This window comes from Thalassospira australica (genome assembly GCF_044790785.1).
GTDB lineage: Bacteria > Pseudomonadota > Alphaproteobacteria > Rhodospirillales > Thalassospiraceae > Thalassospira > Thalassospira australica_A.
The window spans coordinates 4340250-4367092 of record NZ_CP085258.1; the positions used below are offsets into that span (position 1 = coordinate 4340250).

Here is a 26843-nt window from a genome sequence, read left to right on the forward strand (position 1 = left end):
GGAAAGCGGTGAGAACCTGTAAACTTTAACCCGGCAATCAGGTGTGGAGCCGTCATGCCGGACCGCCCAATAAATCAGGCTTCGCGCCCCGGGTCAAAGGCGACGTTAACGGCAACCGCAAAATTACGTAGCGTTTTCCGTATGTTGCAGTGCATCATATGCCAACGGGATATAAGAAAGGCGATCATTTCTGATCGCCTTTAACGTTTTACCAAACCATATCAGTCATACCGAAAAACGCGAATACACACGCATAATCAATGGATTATCCCTGATGTAGATGAATATTTTCCGCCCCGTGCTTTTTCAGGATCGCGGTCGCCTTGGCTTCTGCATCGTCCTTGTCGGGATCAATCCGCACCCAGAGGATCACCGACCCGGCATTGACCGCACGGGCGAAATCTTCGGTATGCGGGGTGGATGTCACTTCCTCGATAAATTCGCGAAGCGCCACGGCGCCAACCCCGGCACCAACCGCAATCGCAACCGGCGCGGTTGCCGCCCCGCCAAACAGTGCAATCGCCCCCGATGCCACCAATGGCACCTCGTATTTAGCTTCACCGACCAGTGCGGTCAGCACATCGGACCAGGACCGACCATCCGATCCGGCAACATCAATCGATTCATGGGAACTTAAAACCGACAGATCCGTTCGCGAAAACCCGCTGTCGCGCAGCTCCCGGACCGCAGCATCAAAGCCGTCTTTTGTATCGAATAATCCAACCAGTTCCGGTGCCTGACGGGTCGCTTGGTCTGCTGCCATCTTCGTATCTCCTTGGTCACTGGTCAAAGCACTGCAAATCGGCGATGATCGCACTTCATTGCCGCTATCTATCCTAACATATTTTGTAGAAATTCAGGCATTGCAATGGCATAGGTCAAAAACAATTGCCAAGCCGTTTCATTCCCTCGTCAATGCCTTCAGGGTTTGCTATCACACTCGTCATGAACAATATTGCCGATCCTTCCGATACCCAGACCGCCACACTTTCGTTCGATACCGAAGGTGCGACCCCGATGATGATGCAGTTCCTTGAAATCAAGGAACAGTATCAGGACTGCCTTCTGTTTTACCGGATGGGCGACTTTTACGAGTTGTTCTTCGACGATGCCGTGAAGGCGGCCGAAGCGCTCGATATCGCACTGACAAAACGCGGCAAGCACCAAGGTAACGAAATTCCCATGGCCGGTGTTCCGGTCCACAGTCACGAAACCTATTTGCAGCGTCTGATCCGCAAAGGTTTCCGTGTGGCCGTTTGCGAACAGATGGAAGACCCTGCCGAAGCCAAAAAACGCGGTGCCAAATCCGTTGTCAAACGCAGTGTCGTTCGTCTGATCACGCCTGGTACCCTTACCGAAGACAGTCTTCTGGATGCGCGGCGCCATAACTATTTGGCCGCCGTATCCGAGGTCCGCGGTAAAGTCGGTCTGGCGTGGCTTGATATGTCGACCGGCGATTTTTACGTTCAACCCTGTGATATGGGGGGGCTACCGGCTGCGTTGGCACGTCTTGACGCGGGTGAGCTTCTGATATCGGACAAACTTCTGAACCGTTCGGAAATGTTCGATATCTATGCGGAATACAAAAACATCATTACCCCGCAGCCCGCATCACGCTTTGATGCCGAAAATGCCCAGTTGCGCCTGAAGAAACTTTATGAAGTCGCCGCACTTGATGCATTCGGCGGCTTTGAAGTTGCCGAACTTTCCGCTGCCGGTGCCCTGATTGATTATGTCGACCTGACCCAGAAGGGCCAGATGCCGCGCCTTGCCCCGCCGCAACGCATGGCTGCGGGTGCCGCAATGGAAATCGATGCCGCCACCCGCCGGTCACTGGAATTGACCCAGACCCAATCAGGTGAACGCAAGGGATCGCTTTTATCGGTCATCGACCGTACCCGCACTGGCGCCGGTGCACGCTTGCTGGCTGCCCGCCTGTCCGCACCTCTGACCGATGCCAGCACGATCAATAAACGCCTTGATCTGGTCTCCTATTTCCATGATCGCGATGCCCTGCGGTCCGATTTGCGTGCAGCCCTTGGCGAATGCCCGGATATCGAACGTGCATTGTCACGCCTTTCGGTTGGCCGTGGCGGCCCGCGTGATCTGGCAGCGATGCGTGATGGTCTGGCTTGCGCCTTTGCGATTGGCAACCTTTTGCACAAACCCGATGGCGGTAATGACGGCCTGACCGCGCAACCCGCCGCCCTTGTCGATCATCTGACCGATATGGGCCATCACGGCGATCTGGTTGATTTGCTGCGCAGGTCGCTTAGCGAAAACCTGCCGCTGCTGGCACGTGACGGCGGCTTTATCGCGGGTGGCTATCACCCACCGCTTGATGAACTGCGTATGCTTTCAAGCGAAAGCAAAAAGCTGATCGCCAATCTTCAAGCCCGCTATACCGAACAAACGGCCATCACCAGCCTTAAGGTCAAGCACAACAACGTCCTTGGCTACTTCATCGAAGTACCAGCCAAGCAGGCCGACCGGATGATGGAAATCGATGAATTTATTCATCGCCAGACCATGGCTAATGCGGTCCGTTTTACCACGGTCGAACTGTCCGAACTCGAAAGCAAGGTTTCCAAGGCCGGAGATCAGGCGCTTGCGCTTGAACTCGAACTGTTTGACACACTGGTCGCAAGTGTCCTTGAACATGCCGATGCCATTGCCCGCTGCGCACAGGCGCTGGCCGGGCTTGATGTGTCGGCCGCCTTGGCCGAACTGGCGCGTGATCAGGGATGTATCCGCCCGACCATTGATGACAGCCTTGCCTTTGATATCCGTGGCGGTCGCCATCCGGTGGTGGAAGCCGCCCTGCGCGAAAATGGCGACAGTCCATTTGTCGCCAATGACTGCCGCCTTGAAGGCGAACAAAGCCTTTGGCTGATTACTGGTCCGAACATGGCCGGTAAATCGACCTTCCTGCGCCAGAATGCCCTGATTGCGGTTCTGGCGCAGATCGGTGCCTTTGTCCCCGCGGAAACGGCGCATATCGGTGTGATTGACCGGCTGTTTTCGCGTGTCGGCGCGGCGGATGATCTGGCGCGTGGCCGGTCGACCTTCATGGTCGAAATGGTCGAAACCGCCGCAATCCTTAATCAGGCATCGGATCGTTCACTGGTGATCCTTGATGAAATCGGGCGCGGCACGGCAACATTTGATGGCCTTTCAATTGCCTGGGCGGTTGTTGAAAACCTGCATGAAGTCAATAAATGTCGTGGCCTTTTCGCAACCCACTATCATGAACTCACAGCCCTTGCCGCCAAGCTCGCCCATCTGTCCTGCCACACCATGCTAATCAAGGAATGGCAGGGCGAAGTCATCTTCCTGCACGAAGTCGGCGCGGGCAGTGCCGACCGATCTTATGGCATTCACGTCGCTCAATTAGCGGGCCTGCCAAAACCAGTGATCAAAAGGGCCGAACAGGTGCTTAAGACCCTTGAAAAGGGCGAACAGGGCGGTGCGGTTTCCAAACTGGCTGATGACCTGCCGCTGTTTGCCGCCGCCATCGAGCAGGTCAAACAGGAAGAAAAGAGCAAAACCCCGGCATTGTCGCCGGAACAAAAGGCCCTTCTGGATGCGGTCGGTGAAATCGATCCCGATAACATGACCCCGCGCGAGGCCCTTGATGCACTGTATCGTCTGCGTGCCATGCGCGATTGATTTCGCATCTGTCGCGAAAAATATCGGCCAACGCATTAAAAACAGGCACTTTGCCCTTATATCAGGCAGATGCCTGTTTGCTTTTTGATGTTAAACTCCGGCGATCTGCCAAAGACTGGCACCGGAAACACGGCATGCCATATGCATTGGGACGAACCCAAAAGGGTAAACAGTCCGTTCATGCCAGACCCGACCGAGGAAACCGCTTCAAGTGACGTATAGAATCAAGAAACAGCGCGAAATCATCGACCGCCGCAAAATCTTTGCCGAGCTTGAAGCCATCGCTGCCAATGCAGATCTGACATCCTTTAAACAGCGCGCGGAAATCCTCAAACGTCTCAAAGCCGTTCTGGAAGATGGCCGCAAGGTCATCCGTGCCCGATTCGAAGAAACCAATTCCGGGCAGGACGCGGTCTTTTCCAACAGTTTCCTGATTGATCAGATTGTCCGTCTGATCCATGATTTTGCTCTGAAATTCGTCTATCCGCTGCATAATCCAACCAATGAACAACGCATGGCCGTTGTCGCGGTTGGTGGTTACGGTCGTGGGGATATGGCCCCGCAATCGGATGTCGATATCCTGTTCCTGTTTCCCTACAAACAGACCGCGCATGGTGAACAGGTTGTCGAATACATTCTTTATATGCTGTGGGATCTGGGGCTTAAGGTCGGACATGCCACCCGTTCAATCGACGATTGCCTGCGCATGGGCAAACAGGACATCACCATTCGTACCAACCTTCTTGAAAGCCGCTTCGTCTGGGCGGACGAGGAAGTCTATAAAACCTTCCGCACCCGTTTCATGGAAGAACTGGTCAAGGGCACGGGTCTTGAGTTTATCGAAGGCAAACTGAACGAACGTGATGAACGCCATATCCGTATGGGTGATTCACGCTATGTCGTTGAACCCAATGTCAAGGACGGCAAGGGTGGCCTTCGTGATCTTCACACCCTGTTCTGGATCGGAAAATATCTTTACCGCGTCAACAATCCGCTTGAACTGGTCGACCTCAAGGTCCTGACCCGCAAGGAAGCACAAGGGTTTCTCAAGGCGCAAAATTTCCTGTGGTCGGTGCGCTGCTGGCTGCATTACCTGACCGGACGCGAAGAAGACCGCCTGACATTTGATATGCAGCGCGATATTGCCGAAAAACTCGGCTATACCGATCATGCCGGGGCATCGGGCGTCGAACGTTTTATGAAACACTATTATCTGATGGTGAAACATGTCGGCAACCTGACTCGCATCTTCTGTGCTGCGCTCGAAGAACGCCATCAACGCAAACCGCTGATCCGCTTCCCGGCACGCTTTTTCGGCAGCAAGGAAATCGACGGTTTCCAGTTGCGCAATGATCGCCTGACAGTCGACAGCCTCGACGTTCTGCAAAATGACCCGATCCAGATTTTGCGTCTGTTCCTTGTCGCCCATCAGAACGGGGTCGGCATTCACCCCGAAACGCTGCGCTGGGTAACGCAAAGTCTGAAACTGGTTGATCACAAGCTGCAAAAGGACCCCGCCGCAAACGAGGTTTTCCTTGAAATCCTCACCCATCGCGACACCCCGGATATCCCCCTTCGCAAAATGAACGAAGCCGGATTGTTGGGCCGTTTCATCCCCGATTTCGGCCGTGTCGTTGCCCAGATGCAATATGACATGTACCACACCTATACCGTGGATGAGCATACCATCCGCGCGATCGGTATCCTGAACCAGATCGAACGTGGCGAGCTGGCCGAAGAAGCCCCGGTTGCCACCCGCATCATGGAAAAGGTGATTTCGCGCCGCGTGCTTTATGTCGCGGTATTACTCCATGATATAGCCAAAGGCCGGGGCGGTGATCATTCCGAACTCGGTGCCGAAGTCGCCGAAAAGCTTTGCCCGCGTCTTGGCCTGTCACCGGCCGATACCGAAACTGTCGCTTGGCTGGTTAAGGCCCATCTGTGGATGAGCCTAACCGCATTCAAACGTGACCTGAATGACCCGACGACGATTCGCGCCTTTGCCGATCTGGTCCAGTCACAGGAAAGACTGCGTTTGCTGCTGTGTCTGACGGTCGCCGATATTCGCGCTGTTGGCCCGAATGTCTGGAACGGCTGGAAAGCGACCCTTCTGCGCGAACTGTTCTATGCCACCGATGATCTGCTTTCGGGCGGCCTGAATGCCGACAGTCGTGATTCGCGTGTCGCCCGTGCCCAGCAGAAATTGCGCGACGCCCTTGCCACATCCGGCTCCAACTGGCCAGAACAGGATGTCGAGGACTTCATTGATCGCGGTTATCCGTCCTATTGGCTCAGCTTCGATACCGAAACTCATGTACGTCATGCCCATCTGACCCGCGATGCCAAGGCAAGCGGGGCGGACATCACGGTCGATATGCGCATCGAAACCGATATAGACGCCACTGAAATCACCGTTCACACCACCGACCATCCCGGCCTGTTTTCACAAATTGCAGGTGCAATGGCCTTATGTGGTGCCAATGTGGTCGATGCGAAAATCCTGACTCTTGCCGATGGCATGGCGCTTGATACCTTTTTCATTCAGGACACCAACGGTGAAGCATTCACCGACAAGGCCAAACTGGAAAAACTGCGTGATACGCTCGAAAAGGTGATTTCTGGCCGCATACGTCCGAGTCAGGAAATCGAACGCCGCCAGATCAAGGATAACAAACACCGCACTGCAGTCTTCAAGGTTGAACCGAACGTCATCATCGACAACAAGGCCAGCCGCACCCACACGGTGATCGAAATCACCGCGCGCGACCGGCAAGGCCTGCTTTACGACGTCACCCGCACCTTGCGCGACCTATCGCTGCAAATCGCCTCGGCGCGTATTTCGACCTTTGGCGAACGTGCGGTTGACGTTTTCTATGTCAAGGATGTGTTTGGCCTCAAGATCGACAGCCGCACCAAGTTCCTGCAGGTCAAGGAAACCCTGACCCGGACGCTGGAAAATAGTTGATTCAGAACACATTGAATTAAGAGGTCCGGACCCTGGAAACACAAAATCCCCGCCCCTGCGATCGGCAAAAGCCAAATCGCCCCGGCGGGGATCAGTGTTCAGTGGCGCAAGCGCCACGATCAAATTCTGAATTCTGGCATCGGAAGTGTGAACGGACGAGGGCTGGTCGGTCCGGAAACCTGATGTTATGACCTGTTGTCCCTTAACATCATATTCCTCGGATTGCAGCAGGTTGAGGTGGACCGCCTTTATCCCCTCGTCCGGTCATAATGGCGAGGCTCGCGTCCCAACGAATCCTCAGCGAGTGCTAATCTATGAGTACTGTGACATATTTTCTGTGACGGCTGTCACAACCATCTGAATTTTTTACAAAAACGCATCCCATTTCACAAAAGTTCAACACAGTCCCCCGTTTTTGTTCGGAAATCTCGGTTTTGGCCGCCGCCGTTCCGCCGTCATTACGAGTTATTCACCTTCGGCTGGCAGATTTCATACATACTGGGCCGGGTATTATGTATCCCGATCCGTGAAAACATATTCTGGTTCATAACCTTATTCGGATTTGATCGCGAATGTCGCTTGTACGTTCCATCGCCACGGTCAGTGGTTTTACCCTGCTTTCGCGTCTTCTGGGCTTTGCCCGTGACATTATGATTGCCGGGATGCTCGGTGCGGGCGGCATGGCCGATGCCTTTTTCGTCGCGTTCAAATTCCCCAACCTGTTCCGGCGCCTGTTTGGCGAAGGTGCATTCAGTGCAGCCTTTGTACCGTTGCTTGCAGGTGACATCGAGAAACGCGGTCTTGATGTCGCACGCGAATTTGCCGCACGCGCCATGTCGATGCTTGTCCTGATTACCGGTTTTCTGGTTGCGATTATTGAAATCGCCATGCCTTGGGCGATGCATATCTTTGCACCGGGCTTTGCCGAAGACCCTGAAAAATTCGCCCTTGCCGTCGAATTGTCGCGCATCACATTTCCCTATCTCGCCTTTATTTCGGCTGTTGCCCTGATGTCGGGTGTGCTCAACACCCTGCACCGCTATGCCGCGGCAGCCGGTGCGCCGATTATCCTTAATATCTGTCTGATCGGTGCTCTTCTTGGCCTGACATCGATGACCGAAACTCCGGCCCATGCCTTGGCATGGGGGGTTGCGATTGCCGGTGTCGCACAGTTCATCTGCCTGGTGATTGCGTGCAAACGCGCCGGTTTTGCCATCAAATGGCAACTGCCCAAAATCGATGGCCGGGTAAAGTTGCTGGGCAAACGCATGATCCCGGGCATGATCGGTGCAGGCGTCTATCAGTTGAACCTGTTGATCGATACCATGCTGGCATCCCTTGTTTCGGATGGCGCCGTATCCTGGCTGTACTATGCCGACCGCGTCCATCAATTACCGCTTGGCGTCATAGGCATCGCAATTGGCACGGCCCTGCTGCCGACACTGTCGCGCCAGCTTCAGGGAGCAGATCCCAAAACCGCAATGTATAGCCAGAATCGCGGCATCGAAATCGCGCTGCTGCTGACCCTGCCCTCTGCCGTTGCACTTGGCGTGATGGGCATTCCAATCATCAATGTCCTGTTTGAACGTGGTGCCTTTGGCACCAGTGAAACAATCATGACCGGCATGGCACTGACCATTTTTGCCTTTGGCCTGCCCGCATCGGTTCTGGTCAAGGTTCTCGCACCAGGATTCTTTGCGCGCGAGGATACCAAAACACCGATCCGCATCGGTATTTCAGCAATGGTGATCAACATCGTTCTGATCATCGCCCTGATGCCCGCCTTCGGCCATCTTGGCATTGCGGCAGCCACCTCGACCTCGGTCTGGATCAATGCAGGCGCGCTGGGCTGGATTCTTCACAAACGTGGTGATCTGGCCTTTGATGACCGGCTTAAACGCCGGGTACCCCGCATATTATTTTCATCGGTTCTGATGGGGCTTGCCCTGTGGTTTGCCATCGACTGGCTGTGGCAAAACGATGCCCTGTCAATTACGCGCGTCATCACCATGGCCGGGCTGGTCGGTGGCGGGTTGCTGATTTACGCCATCACGGCACAACTTTCGGGCGCGACCAGTTTCTCGGAACTGAAAGCAACACTGAAACGCGGCAACACTGCCTGAAGAAGACTATTTCACCTTATTTCCATCATTTGCGGACAAGCCGCTTGACCAAATCCGGTCCGGCGGCTTAACTCCCGCCCGAAGATTTGCAGGCTCGTCCGCCGGCGGGTGTCCAAAACCTGGCGGAGCAGCAGGTCACTCAACACATTTTTGGAAATGGACGACATCGTTATGGAACGTGTTTTTTCGGGTGCTCAGCCCACCGGCAACCTTCATCTTGGCAACTATCTTGGCGCAATCCGCAACTGGGTCGCGCTGCAGAAAGACTTCGAATGCATCTTCTGCGTCGTTGATCTGCATGCCATTACCGTCTGGCAAGAGCCCAATGAACTGCGTTCCAACATTCGCGAACTCGCTGCCAGCATGATCGCGTCCGGTATTGATCCGGAAAAACATGTCCTGTTCAACCAAAGCCAGGTGTCGGCCCATGCCGAACTGGCCTGGATTTTCAACTGTGTCGCGCGCATCGGCTGGCTCAACCGCATGACCCAGTTCAAGGAAAAGGCTGGCAAGAACCGTGAAAACGCATCGCTTGGTCTTTATGCCTATCCGAGCCTGATGGCCGCCGACATTCTGGCCTACAAGGCGACCCATGTGCCGGTCGGCGAAGACCAGAAACAGCATCTTGAACTAACCCGCGACATCGCGATCAAGTTCAATAATGATTTTGGCATCGAATTTTTCCCGCAGCCCGATCCGCTGATCCTGGGTCCGGCAACGCGTGTGATGTCGCTACGTGACGGTTCGAAAAAGATGTCGAAATCCGATGCATCGGATATGTCGCGCATCAACATGACCGACGATGCCGATACGCTGGCCAAGAAAATCCGCAAGGCCAAAACCGATCCGGAACCGCTGCCAAGCGAGGCCATCGGTCTTGAAGGACGCCCCGAAGCCAAGAACCTGATCACCATCTATGCCGCCCTGACCGACAAAACAGTCGCGGACGTTTTGGCAGAACATGGCGGGACCCAGTTCTCGGGCTTCAAACAGGCCCTGACCGATGTCGTTGTCGAAAAACTGGCACCAATCACCGAAGAAATGGCACGTCTCAAGGCCGACAATGCCTATATCGACGCAGTGCTGGCAAAGGGTGCAGAACGTGCGGACGCCATTGCCCAACCGATCCTGCGCGAGGTCAAGGAAATCGTCGGTTTCCTAAACCGCTAAGGCTTCGCGACCAGATCAAAACAAAACCCGGCGATCATCCGATTGCCGGGTTTCATGATTTGGGCTTGATAGCAGTGGTCAGATCGAATTGCCTTCCGGCTGACGATTTTGCTGCATAGCCTGATATTTCTTCAACCCGTCCATCATAGTCTGACTGAACCAGACGCCGACCGGTGCATCGCTATGGCTTTCGGCCTGTTTCATCAGGGGATGGACGGTTTCGGCTTCATCAGCACTGTCATTGCGCGCAACCTCGCGGGTCCTGATGGCACCATCGTTTCGGCTGTCCTGATTACCCGCAGCGGATTTATCCTGTGCCACCGCATTGGCTGATGCGACAGCATCATGTGCCATCATCTGTGCCCGGTCATGACCAAGGGCCGCATTAAAACGCGCAGCCATTTCCGCTGCACTCAGCGGGGCTTGCTGTCCCTGCCGACCTTGCGGCTGTGCCGATTGATCCATGCCCGGATTCTGTGCTGCCGGTTTTGCCGTATTATCCTGATTGAGTTTGGCATATTTAGCGTCACGCGCGGCAATCTCCGGGGACACAGCAAATTGCGAAGGTCCGCGGCTCAGACGGCCCGAATTCTGCGCACGCGACCAGACCGTATCACCATTATCGCTGTTAAAGGATGCCCGCTGGATCGTTGGCTGATGCCCGTTGCGGCCGGTTTCTGCTGCACGCATGGTCATGTTCGATGCGATATCGGTCTGCCCCGCGCGCGCTATCGCCACGGCCAGTTCGGCCGGATCTGTATCCTGTGCATTGATATTTGTTCCGGCAACATCATCACCCGCCTGCGCCAAAAGGCGTTCTGCGGCCTGCATTGCGGTATCGTTATCTGCGCCCGAGCTGGTCGGTTGCACGGACGCTGGTTGCGTAACGGATTGCGCATTGGCCGCGATTACGCCGCTATTGGTCGCGTTGGCAACCGGATCAGCTGCGGGGTTGGTTCCCCAGGGAATTACCAGACCGGCAGCATTATAGGTCGTCGTGCTCAGGCCACTCGCGGCAGACGGCTCCGTCGCCCCCGGCTGCCCGTTCATCGCCAGCGTTTCAACGCCGGTCACCGGGGCAACATCGGTAATCATTGCCTGCTCTGCCGGATCGACCGGTATGCCGGTAACACCTGCCATCGACGTATCGCCAACCGTCCAGGGGAGGACAAGATCGCTGTCGATGTTGCTTCCGGCACCCGCATCAGACGCATCGGCCATGACCGGCTGATCCGCCGGGGCCTCGTCATTTTCAAACATTGCCATGATGTGCGAGCCGGTATCATTCCCGGTCGTCACATCCACAACCGCGTCAATCGCCGCCCCGGCCAGACCGAAAATACCACCAAACAACCCGCCGCCAACAACCCGCGCACCATTGCCCAGCTCGTCGCCGGTGATGCTACGGTAAATCATGCCCACGCCGGGAATATGCTGCAAAGGATTGATCACATCGAGGAAGTCGGTGAATTCAAAGCCATCATCGCCGAACACATATTCGGAAAAGCTGCGGCCTTCCTGTTCACCATCGACAAACTGCGCGGCCGTGTTCGATCCGCCTGCCTTGCTGCCAGCCGCTCCGCTTGCGATGCTCGCCCCGTTACCGGGCGATAATTGCCGCCAATCTGCACCAATCGACATATCTGTCCTCCTCTTGCCGGTTAATTTGCAAAAGGAGTGCCAGTTTTGATATCCGATAATGTACTGATTTTAAAGGGTTTTACATAAGTAATACTTGACGCAAAACTGCCTGTCGGAATCTTCTGCCGGGTAGCATCAGGAAGTCATAGTAATGCTCTTCCGTTCTGCACGGATTAAAACAGGTGGCCGGCCCGGTCCTTTTTTGTCTGAAGATAAAATTCGTTATGACCGTTGGACGGAAATTTGTGCGGCACCCGCTCGGCCACCGTAACGCCCCAGCTTTCAAGCCCTGTAAGCTTTTCGGGGTTGTTGGTCAGAAGCCGAACGGTTTCGAACCCCATCTGGCGCAGCATTTCAGCTGCCGGGCGATACACCCGTTCATCGGCATCAAAGCCAAGTTCTTCATTGGCGTCAAGCGTATCAAACCCGCGATCCTGAAGCGCATAGGCCCTCAACTTGTTGACAAGCCCGATGCCGCGTCCCTCCTGGCGCAGATAAAGGATAATCCCGCCTTGCCCGCTTTTGGCGATTTCGGCAATCGCCCCGCGCAGTTGCGGCCCGCAATCGCAGCGCAACGACCCGATCAGATCGCCGGTAAAGCATTCCGAATGCAGCCGGATCAAAACCGGTTGATCCTTTACCGGTTGATCAATCACAATCGCCAGATGTTCCTGCCCGCCATCTTCGGGGCGAAACGCAATCACCGTAGCATTTTCGGCATTTTCCAGCGGCACGCGCGCTTCGCTGACCTGGCGCAGGGTTGCGGCCGATGCATCTTCGTATCCGTTGATGCTATCCGATTGCAGCACCAGAAGGTTCTGGGTCTTTGCGAGCGTTTCAAGCTGCTCTGGCGCGACTGGTGCAGTCACAACAGCTGGTAACAACCTTGCCAGCTTTGCGAGCCGTATGGCGGCATTTTCGGCCATACTGACCGGACGCCAGGCACCGGCAGGCATGGTTTCAAGGTCCAGCAACGGATTGGCGATTTCTGCCAGTGTCTGCGCATTGACGCCGGACTTTTTCGCACTGACAAAGGCAATAAAGTGATCGTTCTTGCAGGTCTGACCTAACGATCTGGCGCGCACGCGCGGCAAAACAATTGCCGTGTTGCCGCTTTTGCCCGCAATCTCGTCAAGTCGCGCCAGCCCGTGATCGGAAAGCGGCTCGGCGGCAATCACCGCGACAGAATGCACAATTCCGTTTGCCTGCCCCCGCACCAAAACAATCTCGCCGCGCCGCAAATCTGCGACAGCACGCGATACGGTCACAAGATCAGTCGCGGAAATATAGGCTTGTGATGGTGCAGCAGCGGATTGGGTCATTGCAGTCTTTGTTTGTTCAGGGTCTGTCACAGGCGATCACAACATCGCGATCCGGTCGGTATGGGGCTGGATAAGTTGCACGTCAATGGGCTAAAGCGAAAACAGTTTGTTCTTGAAAACGCAGTATGAGACTCTGATCCTAAGGGTCTGGAAGACTTATGATACAAAAAGAACAGGTTCCCGCACGATATGGACTTCAAATATAGGTGGGATTTGTTGGGCAGCAAGCAGCAAGGGATGGCGAATGTCGACAGGTAAACAGGTTCTGGTGGTTGAGGATGACGCAGCGCTTAGCCAGTCTCTGACCGAACAGCTCCGCCTTCACGAGGAATTCGAATGCGTTGTTGCCAATAGCGGCCAAAGCGCGCTCGAAATAGCCAAGGAAAATTATTACGACATTATCCTTCTTGATGTCGGCCTGCCAGACATGGATGGTCGCGATGTCTGCAAATTGATGCGCCGCGCCGGGGTCAAATCCCCCATTATCATGTTGACCGGGGCCGACAGCGATTCCGACACCATTCTCGGCCTCGAATCCGGGGCAAATGATTATGTAACCAAGCCGTTCCGCCTGAACGTGCTGCTGGCACGCATTCGCGCTCATATCCGCCAGCACGAACAAAGCGAGGACGCGGTTTTCGTTATCGGTCCTTATAGTTTCCAGCCCAGTGCCAAGATTCTGATCGAGACCACGACCGAGAAAAAGGTCCGCCTGACGGAAAAGGAAACCTCGATCCTGAAATTCCTGTTCCGGGCGGGAGACAAACCGGTTACGCGCGAAACCCTGCTCGACGAGGTCTGGGGCTATAATGCCGGGGTAACCACCCATACGTTGGAAACCCACGTCTATCGTCTGCGCCAGAAAATCGAAAAGGACCCGTCAAACGCAACGATCCTGGTAACCGAACCAGGTGGTTATAAACTGGTTCCGTAAGTTTCGGCATCTGCCAATTGGCAGAAGACCGCGTTATGTGCAAAATCCCGCCGGGGCTCGAAACTGCCTGGCGGGATTTTTTTGGTTTTTTTCGTCACAAAACGGTTCCGACTGCGTCCTATACTTCTGGCCAAGTTATCCACAATTTTTATCAAATTCACGACATTGACCAAAAATCACCTCTGAACAGGCCAAAAATCGCGTAAACATCATCGTATTTACAATAAAACAGGCAAAAATCGCTTTTCAGGCACCTTTAAAGGATGCCATTTGACAATTTAATACCCGCGAGAGCCAAAAATTGCCGTCCCGACCCGAATATGCGTTGCGCCAAGGCGGATTGCGGCTTCGTAATCGCCGCTCATACCCATACTGCGCACCGGCAAATTATGGCGATCAGCAATCTTTCCCAGCAGGGCAAAATGCGGTGCGGGTTCCTCATCAACCGGCGGAATGCACATCAGCCCCCTGATCGGCAATTTCAAACGTTCAACACAATCGATAATAAACTCGTCGGCATCCGCCGGTGCGATTCCGGCCTTCTGTGGTTCTTCACCGATATTGATCTGAATATAAAGATCGGGGCATTCGCCGGTATTGCCGCGATGTTTTGCAAGCGCATTGGCAAGCTTCGGCCGGTCGACAGTTTCAATCACGTCAAACAGGTCAACGGCATCTTTCAGTTTGTTGGTCTGAAGCGGCCCGATCAGATGCAGCTCAATATCGGGAAACTCATCCCGCAGCCTTGGCCATTTCCCGGCGGCTTCCTGCACCCGGTTCTCGCCAAACACGCGTCGCCCTTCGATCAGGGCGTTGCGCACATGCCCGGCATCGTGGTTTTTGCTGACGCAAATCAGGGTTACATCGCTGCTTTCCCGACCGACCGCAGCACAGGCCGTATCGATATTTTGCTGAATTTCGGCAAGATTGGCCGCGATATCGGAATTGCCGGATGACAGAGTGTGATCGCTCATGGATGATGGCCCAAATCGGAAAGGAATCGGTTGAACAGAATCGGGATAGTATCAATGGATGCCACACTGGCAAAGCAGGCACGCCAACTCAATTTGCGTAATGGCGGCCCGAATTGCCAGATCCCGCCGATCGTGCTGATGACTGACGACAAACGCCTGCCCGATCCGGTCCCGGCCATCATCGGTCTTCCCCCCAAAAGCATGGTGATTTTCCGCCATTACGGCCTTGCCCGCGCGGACCGCGCCAAACTCGCCTATCGGGTCCGGCGCATCTGCCGCCAATACGGCCATCTTTTCCTAATTGCCAATGACTTGGCGCTGGCACAGCATCTTGATGCCGATGGCATTCACCTCCCGGAATACCGCATCCACAAAACCCCACAGATATATCGGCAGGTACGGGATGGCATGCTGATCACCTCGGCCTGTCACAAACTGCAAACCCTGCGCAGGCTTGCGCTGCTGCCATCCGGCGACTCACCCGATGCAGCCCTGATTTCGCCAGTCTTCCAGACCCGAAGTCACCCCGGCCAGCCGGGTATGGATTTTACAGCCTTTCTGCAACAAGCCGCCTTTTGTCAAAGCCTTGGCATCGTCCCGATTGCCCTTGGCGGCATAAAACCCGACAATGTCACGATGTTAAGGGGATCGGGCGTTGCATCTTTGGCCGGGATCGGGTTCTCTGCCACATAATACCAAGTAAAAGGTGACCGGAGATCGCCGACAATGCCTGCACATCACCATCCCGCCCGCAAAAAATTTACCCGGTTTGCATCAAAACAGCCGTTCCGGTTCGGCCTGCCCAATGTCAGTGCCGAACTCACGCAGGCATCGGACAACAGCCCGGCCTATCTGACCCGCACGACATCGCTTTTGCGCCAACAGGTTCTGGCCAACGAACCCTCGGTAAAAATTATCTCCGATGACGTTCATCCTGATGTGCTAGCGCGCGATGCCTGGGCCGAGACCGATTTTGATCGCAAACGGGTGTTGTTTCTGATCCCGGACGATGCGATTGGCGATTGTGTCGGTATGGTTTTGTTTTTGCGCGCCTTTGCGATGAAATATCCCGGTGCAAAAATTGCCGTGCTTAATAGCGGTAGCGCATCCGACATTTTTGCAACCATTCCCGATATTGTGGTCTTTCAGCTTTTCATCTCCGCCAAACGCCTCAAGACATTCGACTATATGATCGATTTTAGCGAGATGGAGGGCTGGAAAGATATCGCGACCATGCCAGTTAACCCTGAAGAAGCGCTTTGCGAAGCTTTCGACATTCCCCCCATTCCGCTCACGGTAGAGCGTACGCCGAAACGGGTGCCGGGCATGAAAATCGGTATTCTACCGATGGCATCTTCGCCGCTTCGCACTCTGCCACCCGAACTGGTGCGAGAAATGGCTGAAATCCTTGCAAAAGCAGACTTTGAAACCACCCTGATCCTCAACGCCTATCAGGGGGTTATGAAAAAATACAAGGATACCATCGGGCCATTTAACAACCCGAATATCCGGATCGTCGACGGCTTCAAAACCATCGGCAATCTTGTGTCTTTCATCCGCGACCAAGATTACGTCGTGCTGGCCGACAGCGGCCCGGCTCATATAACCAAGCTGTTCCAAACCCCGGGAATAGGTGTTTACAGCTCGGCCTCCGCAACCGTCTTGCAGGGCCGCCACCACAACCTTCACCCGTGGCAAAGCAGCTATAAGGGCAATTTCTGCGCAGCCCCGTGTGGGCTTGCCAAATTACGTGCAACCGCCTCCGGCAGAATCGGCTGCATGGGCAGTCTTGGCCTACCGATGTCCAAATTGGTCAATTTGCCGGTCAACTCGGACAAGGCGCTGGCAGAACGGCTTGTCACCGAAAGCCCGGTGCCCTGTGTGGCCGATCTTATACACCAGAAAGAGCATTTTTTCGCTTTTCTACGCAAGGATCTCGGCATCTGATCAAAGCCAGCCTGCGATACGGCACCCATAAAAAAGAGGGGATGAAAACTCATCCCCTCCCCGAACAATTCCGAAGAATTAGAAGGTCAGTGCCAGACCGGTGACAGCACCGTAACCGTCATTGTCTTCCGCGCCGTCAACTTCGTCATCGAACCAGAAGATCGAGGATTTCCAGGCAACGCCGGCACCAAGGGTGTAGGCAAGGCCCAGATCAACCGTGCTGATTTCACCGGTGCCGTCACCACGGTCACCATTACCATATTCGGCATAGCCATAGGTCAGGGATACCGCAGCAGCATCCATTTCATAGGCAACACCGACATCGAACTGATCGGTATCGTCCGGATCGCTATCGCCCTGGCTGTAACCGTAATCGTCATCCGTGTGGGAATAGGAACCGCCGACGGTGAAGTTGCCAAAGCCCACATTAAGGCCGCCACCAAACAGGTTGCCTTCGCCCCAGTTTTCACCAATAGCCGAAACGCCAAAGGCAATACCGTTCAGATCGGTGTTATATTCCAAAGCACCGGAAGCGATGTTGTCACCCGCACCAGACGTATCACCGCGATCGGTATCGCCATTGTGATGGCTGTCATCGGCAAAAGAAACACCCGCGCGGAATCCACCAAGACTTGGCGTATAATAGGTCACACGGTTCTGGTCACCATTCGGAACAGTGGTGTCGACCAGATAGGCATCGACCCAGTTGCTCAGATCGCCATCGTTGACACCAACCGGGCCGACGGCAGGTGCAACGAGCTGCATCGAATCGGCGACACTGTCATTCTTGCCCATTTCAATGCGGCCGAAGCCGCCATTGACGTACAGATACTGCTCATCGATCTGGTCGCCTGAGGTTTCGCCCTCAAGCTCGACAACCGCACCGACTTCGATGCCGTTATCAAGGGTGGTAGCACCCTTGAAGTGGATTTCGGTATCGGACTGGAAAGCATTGTTGCGATCGCCGACTTCCTGGTCAGCGAAACCAGCCCACTGTTCCATATAACCGCCAACCGACAGTTTGATTTTTTCAGAAGCCTGTGCCTGGCCTGCGAAAGCAACAGCGACGAGTGCGCTGGAAGCAATCAGAATCTTTTTCATCTTTACCCTCTCGGATTAATGCTGAACCGGACATGGAAACATCGCCACGCCCGAACTCTCCTTGGGGATAAAACAAATTAAATGACCGCTGGTCAATTATAATGAAAAGAGGCATCTCAATTCTTTGCCACCCGTGGCATATCTGTCACAGGTGACGACCCGGACATTCCGGTCCGCCATGGAGAATGCCAGCTATGACGAAAAGAATTGAAATACAGATTGAAATTCCCCTGGTCGCACATTATATGACCATTAGTCATTTAATTTCCACGCTGGAAGCAACAAGCACAGGAAAGGTCGCCTCAGGCGACTAGATGACATACCCCTCGCGCAGGCATACCCTCACCCTCATGCCTGCGCGAACTCCCTTCCCGCTTCTCAAGACAAAAACGCTACGGTCTTTCTCGTCAAAATATACAGGGAAAGACATGCCCGGCCGCGCTCAGCAGACGGCACCGTGTAGCTTTGACATCCGGCAACCTTGCATAAAAAATCCCGTTCAGCGCTTCACAGCACAACGGGAGTTGCAAAAGACAAAAAGAAGGGGGCGGAAAACCGCCCCCTTCAAATCGTACCAATAATCAGGAACGGATTAGAAGGTCAGAGCCAGACCGGTAACAGCACCATAGCCATCATTATCAAAGTCGCTATTGTCGTTGCTATCATCGAACCAGAAGACGGAAGTTTTCCAAGCTACGCCTGCACCGAGAGTGTAGGCAAGGCCGAGGTCAACCGTGCTGATTTCGCCGCTTGACGAAGCACCGGCATCGGTCTGGTCATCGTCACGGTTACCATATTCGGAGTAGGCATAGCTGAGCGAGATGGAAGCTGCATCCATCGCGTAAGCAACACCAATATCAAAAGTATCGGTATCAGCGCCGGGAGTGTCACGCTCAGTCAGACCGAAATCGTCTTCAATGTGGCCCCAAGAACCGCCAACGGTGAAGTTACCAAAGCCGACATTGGCACCAAGACCATACCAGTTGCCTTCACCCTGGTTTTCACCAACGCCCGAAAGACCAAGTGACCAACCATCAAAATCGGCGTTATATTCAAGACCTGCCGAAATGACATTGTCGCCTTCGGTCGCGGTGTCGTCATTGTTGGAGGTATCGTCGTCGGCATAGGAAACGCCAGCACGGAAACCGCCAAGAACCGGGGTATAATAGGTTACACGTTTGTGATCGCCGGTCGACGGAACGGTATCCGGAAGATAGGCCTGAACCCAGTTGGTCAGATCGCCATCGTTAACACCAACCGGGCCAACGGACGGTGCAGTGATCCCCATATCGTCGGCAGCGCCGTCTTCTTTACCAAGCTTGACCTGACCAAAACCACCATTAATGTACAGATACTGTTCATCAACCTGATCGCTAGCAGAAGATTCACCTTCGAGCTCGACAACGGCACCAACTTCAATGCCGTTATCAAGGGTGGTCGAACCTTTGAAATGGATTTCGGTGTCGGACTGGAACGCGTTTACGCTCTCGCCGGAGTCCTGATCGGCAACGCCCATCCACTGTTCCATATAACCGCCAACCGATAATTTGATCGGTTCAGACGCCTGTGCCGAACCGGCGAAGGCGACAGCGACGAGCGCGCTGGAAGCAACAAGAATCTTTTTCATCTTACCCTCTTGATGATTGTATCGGATCAGCAACACCACGAACCAGACTGTGGCCTCCCGATCCCTGAGCAAGAGTAAAACGGATATAATGACTTAAGGTCAATTATAATAAATGACCACCTATCATTTAGGTGTGTATATGTGATAATTAAGTCACATTTTTGGCCTTTTTTTTGCCATTTTTACTGACCGTGCGTACCTTTAATATGATACTCCTTATTATAATAATTTCCTGCAGAAACCAGTTCACATTAAAATGACTATTGTTCATAAATATTCCAGATAAGAATTCGGAAGAAGAAAGCCCCATCCGAACTTGAAAACATAATTTCTTTAGAAATGTCAGGCCTGAAAGGCTAGAGCGTTTCATGTTTTCACGGAAACATACCCGGCATTCCTGAAGTAAGCGGCACATTTATCTGGCAGAAGGTTCCTGCAATTTGACCAACCTGCCGCCAAGTCTCTTAGAGGTTTCGTTTCTGGACGCATCTCATCTAGTGTTTAACCTTCGAGGAGACTTGCTCGATTGGGTTCAGGTCAGGGCTATAAGGTGGCAGAAACCATAAACGGGCGCCTGCTACCTTTATGCTGTTACGCACGGCGCGGGATTTGTGGCTGCCGAGATTGTCCATGACCACGATATCGCCGGGATGGAGAACCCGAAACAGTTGCTGCTGAACATAGGCCAGGAAACTTGCACCATTGATCGGACCGTCAAACACACAAGGGGCTGTCAATTGATCATGGCGCAGGGCGGCAATGAAGGTCATCATTCGCCAATGCTCATGTGGCGCATAGCCGACCAGTTGTTATCCTTTTGGGGCTCCAGCCCCGGGGATCGGAGCCATGCTGGTTTTGATCCAGGTCTCATCAATCAAAACCAGCCGTTCCCGATCAATTCAGGACTTCCGGCGACGAAGCTGGTAGGAAACGCTGGTGCGCGCCTGCTCAAATGCAAACAGTGTCCAAGAAAAAGAAAAAAAAGGGAGCGATTTCTCGCTCCCTTCAATTCGACAAATCTACAACCGAACTGGTTGAAGATTAGAATGCCAAATGAAGACCGGTAACAGCACCGTAGCCTTCGTTATCAGCCTGATCTTCCATCTCGCTTTCGAACCAGAAGACCGAAGATTTCCAGTTAACGCCAGCACCCAAAGCATAGGTCAGACCGACATGAACATGGTCAAGTTCGTTCGAACCGCCAGTGTCAAGATCGGTTTCCGAGTGGAAGTAACCAAGCGAAACGGTTGCGGCATCCATGGCATAAGCTACGCCAAGGTCGTAACCACTCTGTTCGCCGATACCGATATCATCGCTATCGTCATCCGAATCGCCACCGAGTGCTTCATAGGTGCCGCCGAGTTCTTCATCAGCCTGACCATAGGAACCGCCAACGGTAAAGTTGCCGAAGCCAACCTGAACACCGGTATGCCACCACTGACCTTCGGAAGACTGGTCGTCTTCACCAACAGCAGAAACCTTAAGCGAAATCGCATCGAAATCACCGATGTATTCAACACCGGCCGAAACGCGCGAGTTGCTGGTGGTCGCAGTGTCATTGTTTTCCGAGGTCATGTCGTCGGTGTAGGAAAGACCTGCACGGAAACCGCCAAGAACCGGGGTGTAATAGGTCAGTTTCTTGGCATCGTTCGAGCCATAGATGTAGTTGGCAGCACCCTGACCGGTAATGTCGACCCAGTTACCAAGGTCACCATCCTGTACGTTGACCGGACCGGTCGACGGAGCAAGAGTTGCCATGTCAGCTGCGGCACCATCTTCTGCGCCGAGTTTAACCTGACCGAAACCGCCGCTGACATAGAGCCACTGCTCATCAATCATCGAGCCAGAGTTACCACCTTCAGCTTCGAGTTCGACAACTGCACCAACTTCGATGCCATTATCAAGGGTGGTCGACCCCTTGAAGTGGACTTCAGAGTCAGACTGAAACGCATTGCGGTCCGCATATTCGTCTTCCTGAGACGCAATACCAGCCCACTGTTCCATATAACCGCCAACCGACAGTTTAATTGGTTCGGAAGCCGAAGCCTGACCAGCGAAAGCAACAGCGACGAGCGCGCTGGAAGCAACAAGAATCTTTTTCATCTTTTCCCTCAACGTCTTTGAAAACGCGGTTTTCCGCGTAACAAATTTTTGAACGGGTTTTCCCGTTCGGTTCAACGCGATGGAGCCAGCATTTTCTGCCTCCGTCAACACATGTGTGATCAAAATGCGACATTCGTGCCGAGAAGTTGTATTTTTATCACACATGTTTTTGTTTGCCCGTTGTTGCGGGAACTATATAGTGCGAACAAGATCAAAGACGCCGACATGTTAAAGGATATGACCGTGGGACTGCCTTTCGTCAAAATTTGCACCGTTACTGCATTAAGCGCCTTTGTCGCAGCCTGCGCGGGAACCCAGTCGGATTACGACAGTTATCCCGGATCTGCGCCCGGCGACCAGAGAGTACTTGGCCGCTCCCAAACGATTGCCGACCAAAAGAAGGAAGGCACCCTGTTTGGTCCGGACGGTTTCAATTTTCTGGGTGATGACAGTAACAAACAGCAAGGCGGCGGTACCGGCATTGGCGTCAACAGCTTCCTGTGGCGCGCGTCGCTTGATACGCTTTCATTCATGCCGCTCAATTCGGCCGATCCATTTGGCGGTGTGATTATTACCGACTGGTACAGCCCGCCGGAAACTCCGAACGAACGCTTCAAGATCACCGGTTATATCCTAGGCACTGCGCTTCGGTCCGATGCCATCAAGGTTTCCGTTTTCCGCCAGGTCCGTGTTGGATCGGATCAGTGGGCCGATGCCGTGGTTGAACCCGGTACTGTCACCGCCATGGAAGATTCGATCCTGACCCGTGCGCGTCAGTTGCGCATTGATAGCGCTGTCGCACAATAGGTACCGTTAATCGACATGCCCGGTATCGAGGACACACCTTTATATGTGTCACAATATTACAACCCCCATTCGCTCGCCCGTGAATGGGGGTTTGTCTTGGCAGAGCTGCGCCCCGCACTCACCTTGCAAAAGGGCGATCTACGCCCCGGTCGTCTTGCAATAGCGCGGGAAATACAGGCGCTTCTCCCCGCAATAAATAACGGGCCGAAGCCAGCTATCATCCTCCCGTCCCATGCCGGCTCGGTTTCAACCGATCTCATCGACAATGATCTGGCATTGGTTCGTCAGCAGGTCGGCAGCGATATCCTTTGCCTGACCCTCCTGTCCGATGTCCCGCTAGATCGTCCGCTACATATCAACCAAAACAGCCTGATCGGTCATTGGCGCTGGCTGCGTCAGGTCTGGTCACAGCTGGCTTCGGATAAAAGCAGCCCGGCCATACTGACACCTGAACTCTCCGCCTTTGCAAACAGCGCCGTAGCCGATAAAATTGCCACAGGGCACTTCAACACTGCCATTGCGGCCCTGCGCCAGCAGTTCAACACCCTGCGAGGCTCTGAAGACACATTGCAACCCCCCGGTGCCAGGCTTTCTTTTATCCAAAACCTAACTCTGTTTTGCCCTTTTATCGGAACGGAACTATTGTACCGTCTTGGTCACGCGCCGCTTGGCGCAAACCGTCACGCCAAAGACTGCGAGGAATGACATTGCGCGCCCTGATTTCGATTTTTGCCCTCCTGGCCCTGACCAGCCTTACTGCATGCGGCTTCCAGCCGCTTTATGCCGAAGACAACGGTGGCGACAGTACCGCCGCCGATATGGCGCAGGTCAAGATATCGATGATGGAAAACCGCATCGGCCAGCTGACACACAACGTTCTGATCGAAACACTGACGCCGAGGGGACAAACATCCAGCCCCGAATATACCCTAGATATCAACCTTGACGAAACAACCAGAAGGCTCGGTTACACTAAAGACAATGAAGCCACCATTGCAGACTACATCTTGACAGCTAATTACCGGCTTTCTCGTATCTCTGATTCCAAAATCCTCCGAACCGGTTCTCTCCGCGCCCGTACAACCTTCAACCTTGTAGATTCGGACTTTGCTTCTCTCGAAGCCGAATCGGCCGCCAGATCCGATGCCGCCCGCAACCTCGCCCGACAACTGGCCAATCAGGTAGCCATTGGCCTCCGCAGCGGACTTTAGGACCGACTTATCATGAAGCTCAAGGCAGCACAGGTCGAAAATTTCCTTCGCGCTCCCGATGCCAAGGCACAACTCGTTCTGATCTATGGCGAGGATGAGGGACTGGTGCGTGAACGCGCTGTCAAACTCGCCAAAACCGTGGTCGAGGATCTCAAGGATCCGTTCCGCGTAATCGAGCTTGGTACCATCCAGCTCAAGGAAGATGCCAGCCGGCTCCGGGATGAAGCCGCCGCAATCAGTTTCGGCGGCGGGCGCCGAGTCATCCGTATCCGCGACATTGGCGAGGCACAGGCCCCCGTTATTGCCGATTTCCTTGCCGATCCGGCCGGTGATGCCCTGATCGTGATCGAAGCAGGCAGCCTTTCGTCCAAATCCAAGCTGCGCCAGACGGTTGAAAAGGCAGGCAATGGCATGGCCTTGCCCTGCTATGCCGATAGCGGTCGTGATATCGAAGCCCTGATCACTTCCGTGATGGAAGATCATAAACTGCGCATAGATCGTGATGCCATCCGCTATCTGGTCGGCAATCTCGGTTCCGATCGCATGGTTTCACGCAACGAGCTTGAAAAGCTTGCCCTCTATGCGCTGAAAGAAGGCAAAGTGACTCTGGCCGACGCCATGGCCTGTGTCGGCGATAGTTCCGCCCGCCATTATGACGATGTCGTGCAGGCCGTGTCGCAGGGCAATGTGGGCAATCTCGATGCCGCCCTGACCCGCCTCGTGGAGGAAGGCCTCAACCCGGTCGGCGCTCTTCGCATGATGATCGGCTACTTTCAGAAACTGCATCTGGTCAAAGGCCAGATGGCCCAGGGCACCAATACCGAACAGGCGATGAAATCGCTGCGCCCGCCACTGTTTTTCAAGGCCGCCGATCTGTTTCGTGCCAACCTGCACAATTGGGCGCTCGAAAATCTGCAACGCGCCCTGCAAATCCTGCTTGAGGCCGAAAAAGACTGCAAAAGCGGCCTCGCCATCCCCGAAACCATCGCACACCGCGCCATGATTAAGGTAGCCGTCGCCCGCCAGAAACAGGGGCGGCGCTAACCAACGCTGTTCCACACATGAAAACGGCCCAGGCTCATCGAGTCGCATAGGGCCGTTTGTCATTTAAGGTTTTTGCGAGAAAGCCTACTCATTCGTAGTTGTTCTTCGCGGCAGCGTTAGCTTTCTTCAGCTTCCTCGCCTTTGCGGCTTTCTTTCCTGCAGTCCCGCAAGACGCTCGTTCTGCAGAATATCAGCATCCGACAATGTCTCGAGCACCTCTTCACCAACCTCTTCCTGCTCGATCGGCATATCTCCTTCCGGTGCAAACATGCCATCAGCATCCTCGTCGGAGGCAAACGCGATATCGGTGGCATCGGCAATCGATTCGAGCTCGTCGGTCAGGCGATCCTCATCGCTGTCGTTGCCGCTCTCATCATCATCGATAAACATCGAATCGAATTCATTGTCGCCCCCGTCACCACCTTGCGAAACAAGCGGATCGTCATCATCGGAGTTTTGCGCCACTTCGCCCAACCGCCCCTGGCTCAACCGCTTCAGGATATCGTCAAGCTGCTCCAGTGTTTCATATCGGACAGAGATTTTACCCCCCGCTCCGTCGAAATCGATATTGACCGCTAACCCCAACATATTGCTAAGGTCATGCTCCAGAGCTACTGTATCTGGGTCTTTTTCGCTCAAACGACCTGACGAAGGCTTCTTCTGCCGCGCAGTTTTGCCGCCGTCGCTTTTCACCAGTTTTTCGGTCTGGCGAACATTCAGCCCCTTCTTGACGATCTGGGTCGCCAGCTCGACCGCGTTATCTGCTCCCAAAAGCGCACGGGCATGGCCAGGGCTGAGAACCCGGTCCGACAGCATCTGCTTGATCGGCGATGGCAGAGTCAACAAACGCAGACTGTTAGCAATATGGCTGCGACTTTTGCCAAGCGCCTGGGCCAATGCCTCCTGCGTATGAGAAAAATCGCTCATCAGGCGGCTGTAACCCTCGGATTCCTCAAGCGGTGACAGATCCTGCCGCTGCAGGTTTTCAATCAGGGCAATCTCGGCAGTTTCCCGGTCGTCAAAATCACGCACCAGAACCGGCACTTCATGCAACTGCGCACGCTGAGCCGCACGCCAGCGACGTTCACCAGCAATGATTTCATATGTGGTTTCGCCAGTTGACGATAAACGCACCAGAATCGGCTGAATGATGCCCTTCTGACGGATCGACGCTGCCAGATCATCAATCGCCTCGTCGTCAAAATTGCTGCGTGGCTGGAATGGCGATGGTTTCAGATCGGTGATCGAAATCAGCTGCGTGGTACCGCCCGGGCCGGGATGCGCGGCGGTATCGTTACCCACGGCAACCGCTGCACCGACATCCTCGTCATCCTCGCCCAGCAAGGCCGAAAGCCCCCTTCCCAATCCGCGTTTCTTTGCCTCACTCATGCCTTCACCCCTTCGCGTTTCAGGACTTCGCTTGCCAGATTAAGGTATGCCCGCGATCCCGGACATTTCATGTCATAAACCAACACCGGCGTGCCGTGGCTCGGTGCCTCGGACACACGCACATTACGCGGGATCACCGTGCGGTAAACGACATCGCCGAAATAATCTCGCACATCGTTGGCGACCTGTGCGGACAGATTATTGCGTTTGTCATACATCGTTAAAACAATGCCTTGGATTTCAAGCGACGGATTGAACGCCTTTTTCACCCGCTTGATGGTACGCACCAGATGGCTGATCCCTTCAAGTGCAAAAAACTCGCACTGCAACGGCACCAGAACCGCATCGCTTGCCACAAGCGCATTCAGCGTCAGCAACCCCAGCGACGGTGGGCAATCGATTAGAACGTAATCGACATCATGCGGCAAGCGACCCAGCGATTCTTTAAGCTGCATCTCGCGACGGTCGAAATCGACCAGTTCGATCTCGGCCCCCGACAAATCCATGCCCGACGGCACGATGCTAAGCCGCGGAATGGCGGTCGGTTTACGCGCTTCTTCCAGCGTATTGCCATTGATCAGCACATCGTAGGAACTGATCTGACGTTCGGACGGACGCAGCCCCAAACCAGTGCTGGCATTGCCCTGCGGGTCAAGATCGACGATTAGAACCCGCTGGTTCACAGCTGCAAGTGCAGTCGCCAGATTGATCGTGGTCGTGGTCTTTCCGACCCCGCCCTTCTGGTTGGCAACAGCAATGATCCTTGGTCGATGTCCGGCCTCGGAAGATACTGAAAGCGGCATATCAATAACGTCG

The 26843-nt window shown here is 54.3% G+C and carries 20 protein-coding genes and 1 pseudogene; 11 read left to right on the forward strand and 10 right to left on the reverse strand.

Going from position 1 to position 26843, the window contains the following annotated elements:
• Positions 1-265 precede the first annotated feature (265 nt).
• Positions 266-763 carry a hypothetical protein gene (locus LG297_RS20160; RefSeq protein WP_404423493.1) on the reverse strand — a complete coding sequence of 166 codons (498 nt, stop codon included), beginning with the start codon at positions 761-763 and terminating at the stop codon, positions 266-268.
• 182 nt (positions 764-945) lie between these two features.
• On the opposite strand from LG297_RS20160, the gene mutS reads away from it, so the two are divergent.
• The 4 genes from mutS to trpS all read left to right on the forward strand — a co-directional run bounded on the left by mutS (position 946) and on the right by trpS (position 9927).
• Positions 946-3669 (forward strand): DNA mismatch repair protein MutS, encoded by a 2724-nt coding sequence (gene mutS / locus LG297_RS20165; protein WP_404423495.1) that lies wholly within the window; start codon positions 946-948, stop codon positions 3667-3669.
• A gap of 211 nt (positions 3670-3880) precedes the next feature.
• Positions 3881-6634, forward strand: coding sequence for a [protein-PII] uridylyltransferase (locus LG297_RS20170; RefSeq protein ID WP_404423497.1), 2754 nt, complete (start codon positions 3881-3883; stop codon positions 6632-6634).
• Positions 6635-7206: 572 nt separating this feature from the next.
• Positions 7207-8757 carry a murein biosynthesis integral membrane protein MurJ gene (gene murJ, locus LG297_RS20175; RefSeq protein WP_404423499.1) on the forward strand — a complete coding sequence of 517 codons (1551 nt, stop codon included), beginning with the start codon at positions 7207-7209 and terminating at the stop codon, positions 8755-8757.
• 171 nt (positions 8758-8928) lie between these two features.
• Positions 8929-9927, forward strand: a complete 999-nt coding sequence (trpS, locus tag LG297_RS20180; protein WP_404423501.1) for a tryptophan--tRNA ligase — start codon at positions 8929-8931, stop codon at positions 9925-9927.
• Between the two features lie 78 nt (positions 9928-10005).
• On the opposite strand, the gene LG297_RS20185 is transcribed toward trpS, so the two are convergent.
• Both LG297_RS20185 and ribA read right to left on the reverse strand, forming a co-directional pair.
• Positions 10006-11568 carry a hypothetical protein gene (locus LG297_RS20185; RefSeq protein ID WP_404423503.1) on the reverse strand — a complete coding sequence of 521 codons (1563 nt, stop codon included), beginning with the start codon at positions 11566-11568 and terminating at the stop codon, positions 10006-10008.
• A gap of 173 nt (positions 11569-11741) precedes the next feature.
• Positions 11742-12890: a GTP cyclohydrolase II gene (gene ribA, locus LG297_RS20190; protein WP_404423505.1), complete on the reverse strand. Its 1149-nt coding sequence runs from the start codon at positions 12888-12890 to the stop codon at positions 11742-11744.
• A 244-nt stretch (positions 12891-13134) separates the two neighbouring features.
• On the opposite strand from ribA, the gene LG297_RS20195 reads away from it, so the two are divergent.
• A complete protein-coding gene (locus LG297_RS20195; RefSeq protein ID WP_404423507.1) occupies positions 13135-13824 on the forward strand; it encodes a response regulator transcription factor in 690 nt (229 codons plus the stop codon).
• A gap of 278 nt (positions 13825-14102) precedes the next feature.
• Here the strand turns inward: LG297_RS20195 and LG297_RS20200 are convergent, their stop codons facing one another.
• Complete coding sequence (locus LG297_RS20200) at positions 14103-14798, reverse strand: YggS family pyridoxal phosphate-dependent enzyme (protein ID WP_404423509.1); 696 nt, start codon at positions 14796-14798, stop codon at positions 14103-14105.
• A 54-nt stretch (positions 14799-14852) separates the two neighbouring features.
• Between LG297_RS20200 and LG297_RS20205 the strand changes: the two genes are divergently transcribed.
• Complete coding sequence (locus LG297_RS20205) at positions 14853-15491, forward strand: thiamine phosphate synthase (RefSeq protein ID WP_404423511.1); 639 nt, start codon at positions 14853-14855, stop codon at positions 15489-15491.
• 33 nt (positions 15492-15524) lie between these two features.
• Entirely contained in the window at positions 15525-16745 is a 1221-nt protein-coding gene (locus LG297_RS20210) for a glycosyltransferase family 9 protein (RefSeq protein ID WP_404423513.1), read from the forward strand.
• A gap of 78 nt (positions 16746-16823) precedes the next feature.
• On the opposite strand, the gene LG297_RS20215 is transcribed toward LG297_RS20210, so the two are convergent.
• The 4 genes and pseudogenes from LG297_RS20215 to LG297_RS20230 form a co-directional block, all read right to left on the reverse strand.
• Positions 16824-17846, reverse strand: coding sequence for a porin (locus LG297_RS20215; protein ID WP_404423515.1), 1023 nt, complete (start codon positions 17844-17846; stop codon positions 16824-16826).
• 592 nt (positions 17847-18438) lie between these two features.
• Positions 18439-19473, reverse strand: coding sequence for a porin (locus LG297_RS20220; protein WP_404423517.1), 1035 nt, complete (start codon positions 19471-19473; stop codon positions 18439-18441).
• A gap of 366 nt (positions 19474-19839) precedes the next feature.
• A pseudogene (locus tag LG297_RS20225) lies at positions 19840-20450 on the reverse strand (IS630 family transposase); the annotation flags it as partial.
• Between the two features lie 64 nt (positions 20451-20514).
• Positions 20515-21576, reverse strand: a complete 1062-nt coding sequence (locus LG297_RS20230) for a porin (RefSeq protein WP_404423519.1) — start codon at positions 21574-21576, stop codon at positions 20515-20517.
• 243 nt (positions 21577-21819) lie between these two features.
• Between LG297_RS20230 and LG297_RS20235 the strand changes: the two genes are divergently transcribed.
• The 4 genes from LG297_RS20235 (at position 21820) to holA (ending at position 24638) form a co-directional block, all read left to right on the forward strand.
• Positions 21820-22383 carry a DUF3576 domain-containing protein gene (locus LG297_RS20235; RefSeq protein ID WP_404423521.1) on the forward strand — a complete coding sequence of 188 codons (564 nt, stop codon included), beginning with the start codon at positions 21820-21822 and terminating at the stop codon, positions 22381-22383.
• Between the two features lie 96 nt (positions 22384-22479).
• Positions 22480-23088, forward strand: a complete 609-nt coding sequence (locus LG297_RS20240; RefSeq protein ID WP_404423523.1) for a hypothetical protein — start codon at positions 22480-22482, stop codon at positions 23086-23088.
• The gene (gene lptE / locus LG297_RS20245; RefSeq protein ID WP_404423525.1) at positions 23085-23594 is read left to right on the forward strand and encodes an LPS assembly lipoprotein LptE; all 510 of its coding nucleotides are present in this window, start codon (positions 23085-23087) and stop codon (positions 23592-23594) included. Before LG297_RS20240 ends, lptE begins: the two co-directional genes overlap by 4 nt.
• A gap of 12 nt (positions 23595-23606) precedes the next feature.
• The gene (holA, locus tag LG297_RS20250; protein ID WP_404423527.1) at positions 23607-24638 is read left to right on the forward strand and encodes a DNA polymerase III subunit delta; all 1032 of its coding nucleotides are present in this window, start codon (positions 23607-23609) and stop codon (positions 24636-24638) included.
• Positions 24639-24764: 126 nt separating this feature from the next.
• Here holA and LG297_RS20255 read toward each other — a convergent pair whose 3' ends face one another.
• Both LG297_RS20255 and LG297_RS20260 read right to left on the reverse strand, forming a co-directional pair.
• Positions 24765-26027, reverse strand: a complete 1263-nt coding sequence (locus LG297_RS20255) for a ParB/RepB/Spo0J family partition protein (protein ID WP_404423529.1) — start codon at positions 26025-26027, stop codon at positions 24765-24767.
• Complete coding sequence (locus LG297_RS20260; RefSeq protein WP_404426972.1) at positions 26024-26830, reverse strand: ParA family protein; 807 nt, start codon at positions 26828-26830, stop codon at positions 26024-26026. The genes LG297_RS20255 and LG297_RS20260 overlap by 4 nt, the downstream gene beginning before the upstream one ends.
• Positions 26831-26843 lie beyond the last annotated feature (13 nt).

Coding starts and splice junctions, on each gene's coding strand:
- LG297_RS20160 (WP_404423493.1), bottom strand. CDS start 763: ATGGCAGCAGACCAAGCGACCCGTCAGGCACCGGAACTGGTTGGATTA.
- mutS (WP_404423495.1), top strand. CDS start 946: ATGAACAATATTGCCGATCCTTCCGATACCCAGACCGCCACACTTTCG.
- murJ (WP_404423499.1), top strand. CDS start 7,207: ATGTCGCTTGTACGTTCCATCGCCACGGTCAGTGGTTTTACCCTGCTT.
- trpS (WP_404423501.1), top strand. CDS start 8,929: ATGGAACGTGTTTTTTCGGGTGCTCAGCCCACCGGCAACCTTCATCTT.
- LG297_RS20185 (WP_404423503.1), bottom strand. CDS start 11,568: ATGTCGATTGGTGCAGATTGGCGGCAATTATCGCCCGGTAACGGGGCG.
- ribA (WP_404423505.1), bottom strand. CDS start 12,890: ATGACCCAATCCGCTGCTGCACCATCACAAGCCTATATTTCCGCGACT.
- LG297_RS20195 (WP_404423507.1), top strand. CDS start 13,135: ATGTCGACAGGTAAACAGGTTCTGGTGGTTGAGGATGACGCAGCGCTT.
- LG297_RS20200 (WP_404423509.1), bottom strand. CDS start 14,798: ATGAGCGATCACACTCTGTCATCCGGCAATTCCGATATCGCGGCCAAT.
- LG297_RS20205 (WP_404423511.1), top strand. CDS start 14,853: ATGGATGCCACACTGGCAAAGCAGGCACGCCAACTCAATTTGCGTAAT.
- LG297_RS20210 (WP_404423513.1), top strand. CDS start 15,525: ATGCCTGCACATCACCATCCCGCCCGCAAAAAATTTACCCGGTTTGCA.
- LG297_RS20215 (WP_404423515.1), bottom strand. CDS start 17,846: ATGAAAAAGATTCTGATTGCTTCCAGCGCACTCGTCGCTGTTGCTTTC.
- LG297_RS20220 (WP_404423517.1), bottom strand. CDS start 19,473: ATGAAAAAGATTCTTGTTGCTTCCAGCGCGCTCGTCGCTGTCGCCTTC.
- LG297_RS20230 (WP_404423519.1), bottom strand. CDS start 21,576: ATGAAAAAGATTCTTGTTGCTTCCAGCGCGCTCGTCGCTGTTGCTTTC.
- lptE (WP_404423525.1), top strand. CDS start 23,085: ATGACATTGCGCGCCCTGATTTCGATTTTTGCCCTCCTGGCCCTGACC.
- holA (WP_404423527.1), top strand. CDS start 23,607: ATGAAGCTCAAGGCAGCACAGGTCGAAAATTTCCTTCGCGCTCCCGAT.
- LG297_RS20255 (WP_404423529.1), bottom strand. CDS start 26,027: ATGAGTGAGGCAAAGAAACGCGGATTGGGAAGGGGGCTTTCGGCCTTG.
- LG297_RS20260 (WP_404426972.1), bottom strand. CDS start 26,830: ATGCCGCTTTCAGTATCTTCCGAGGCCGGACATCGACCAAGGATCATT.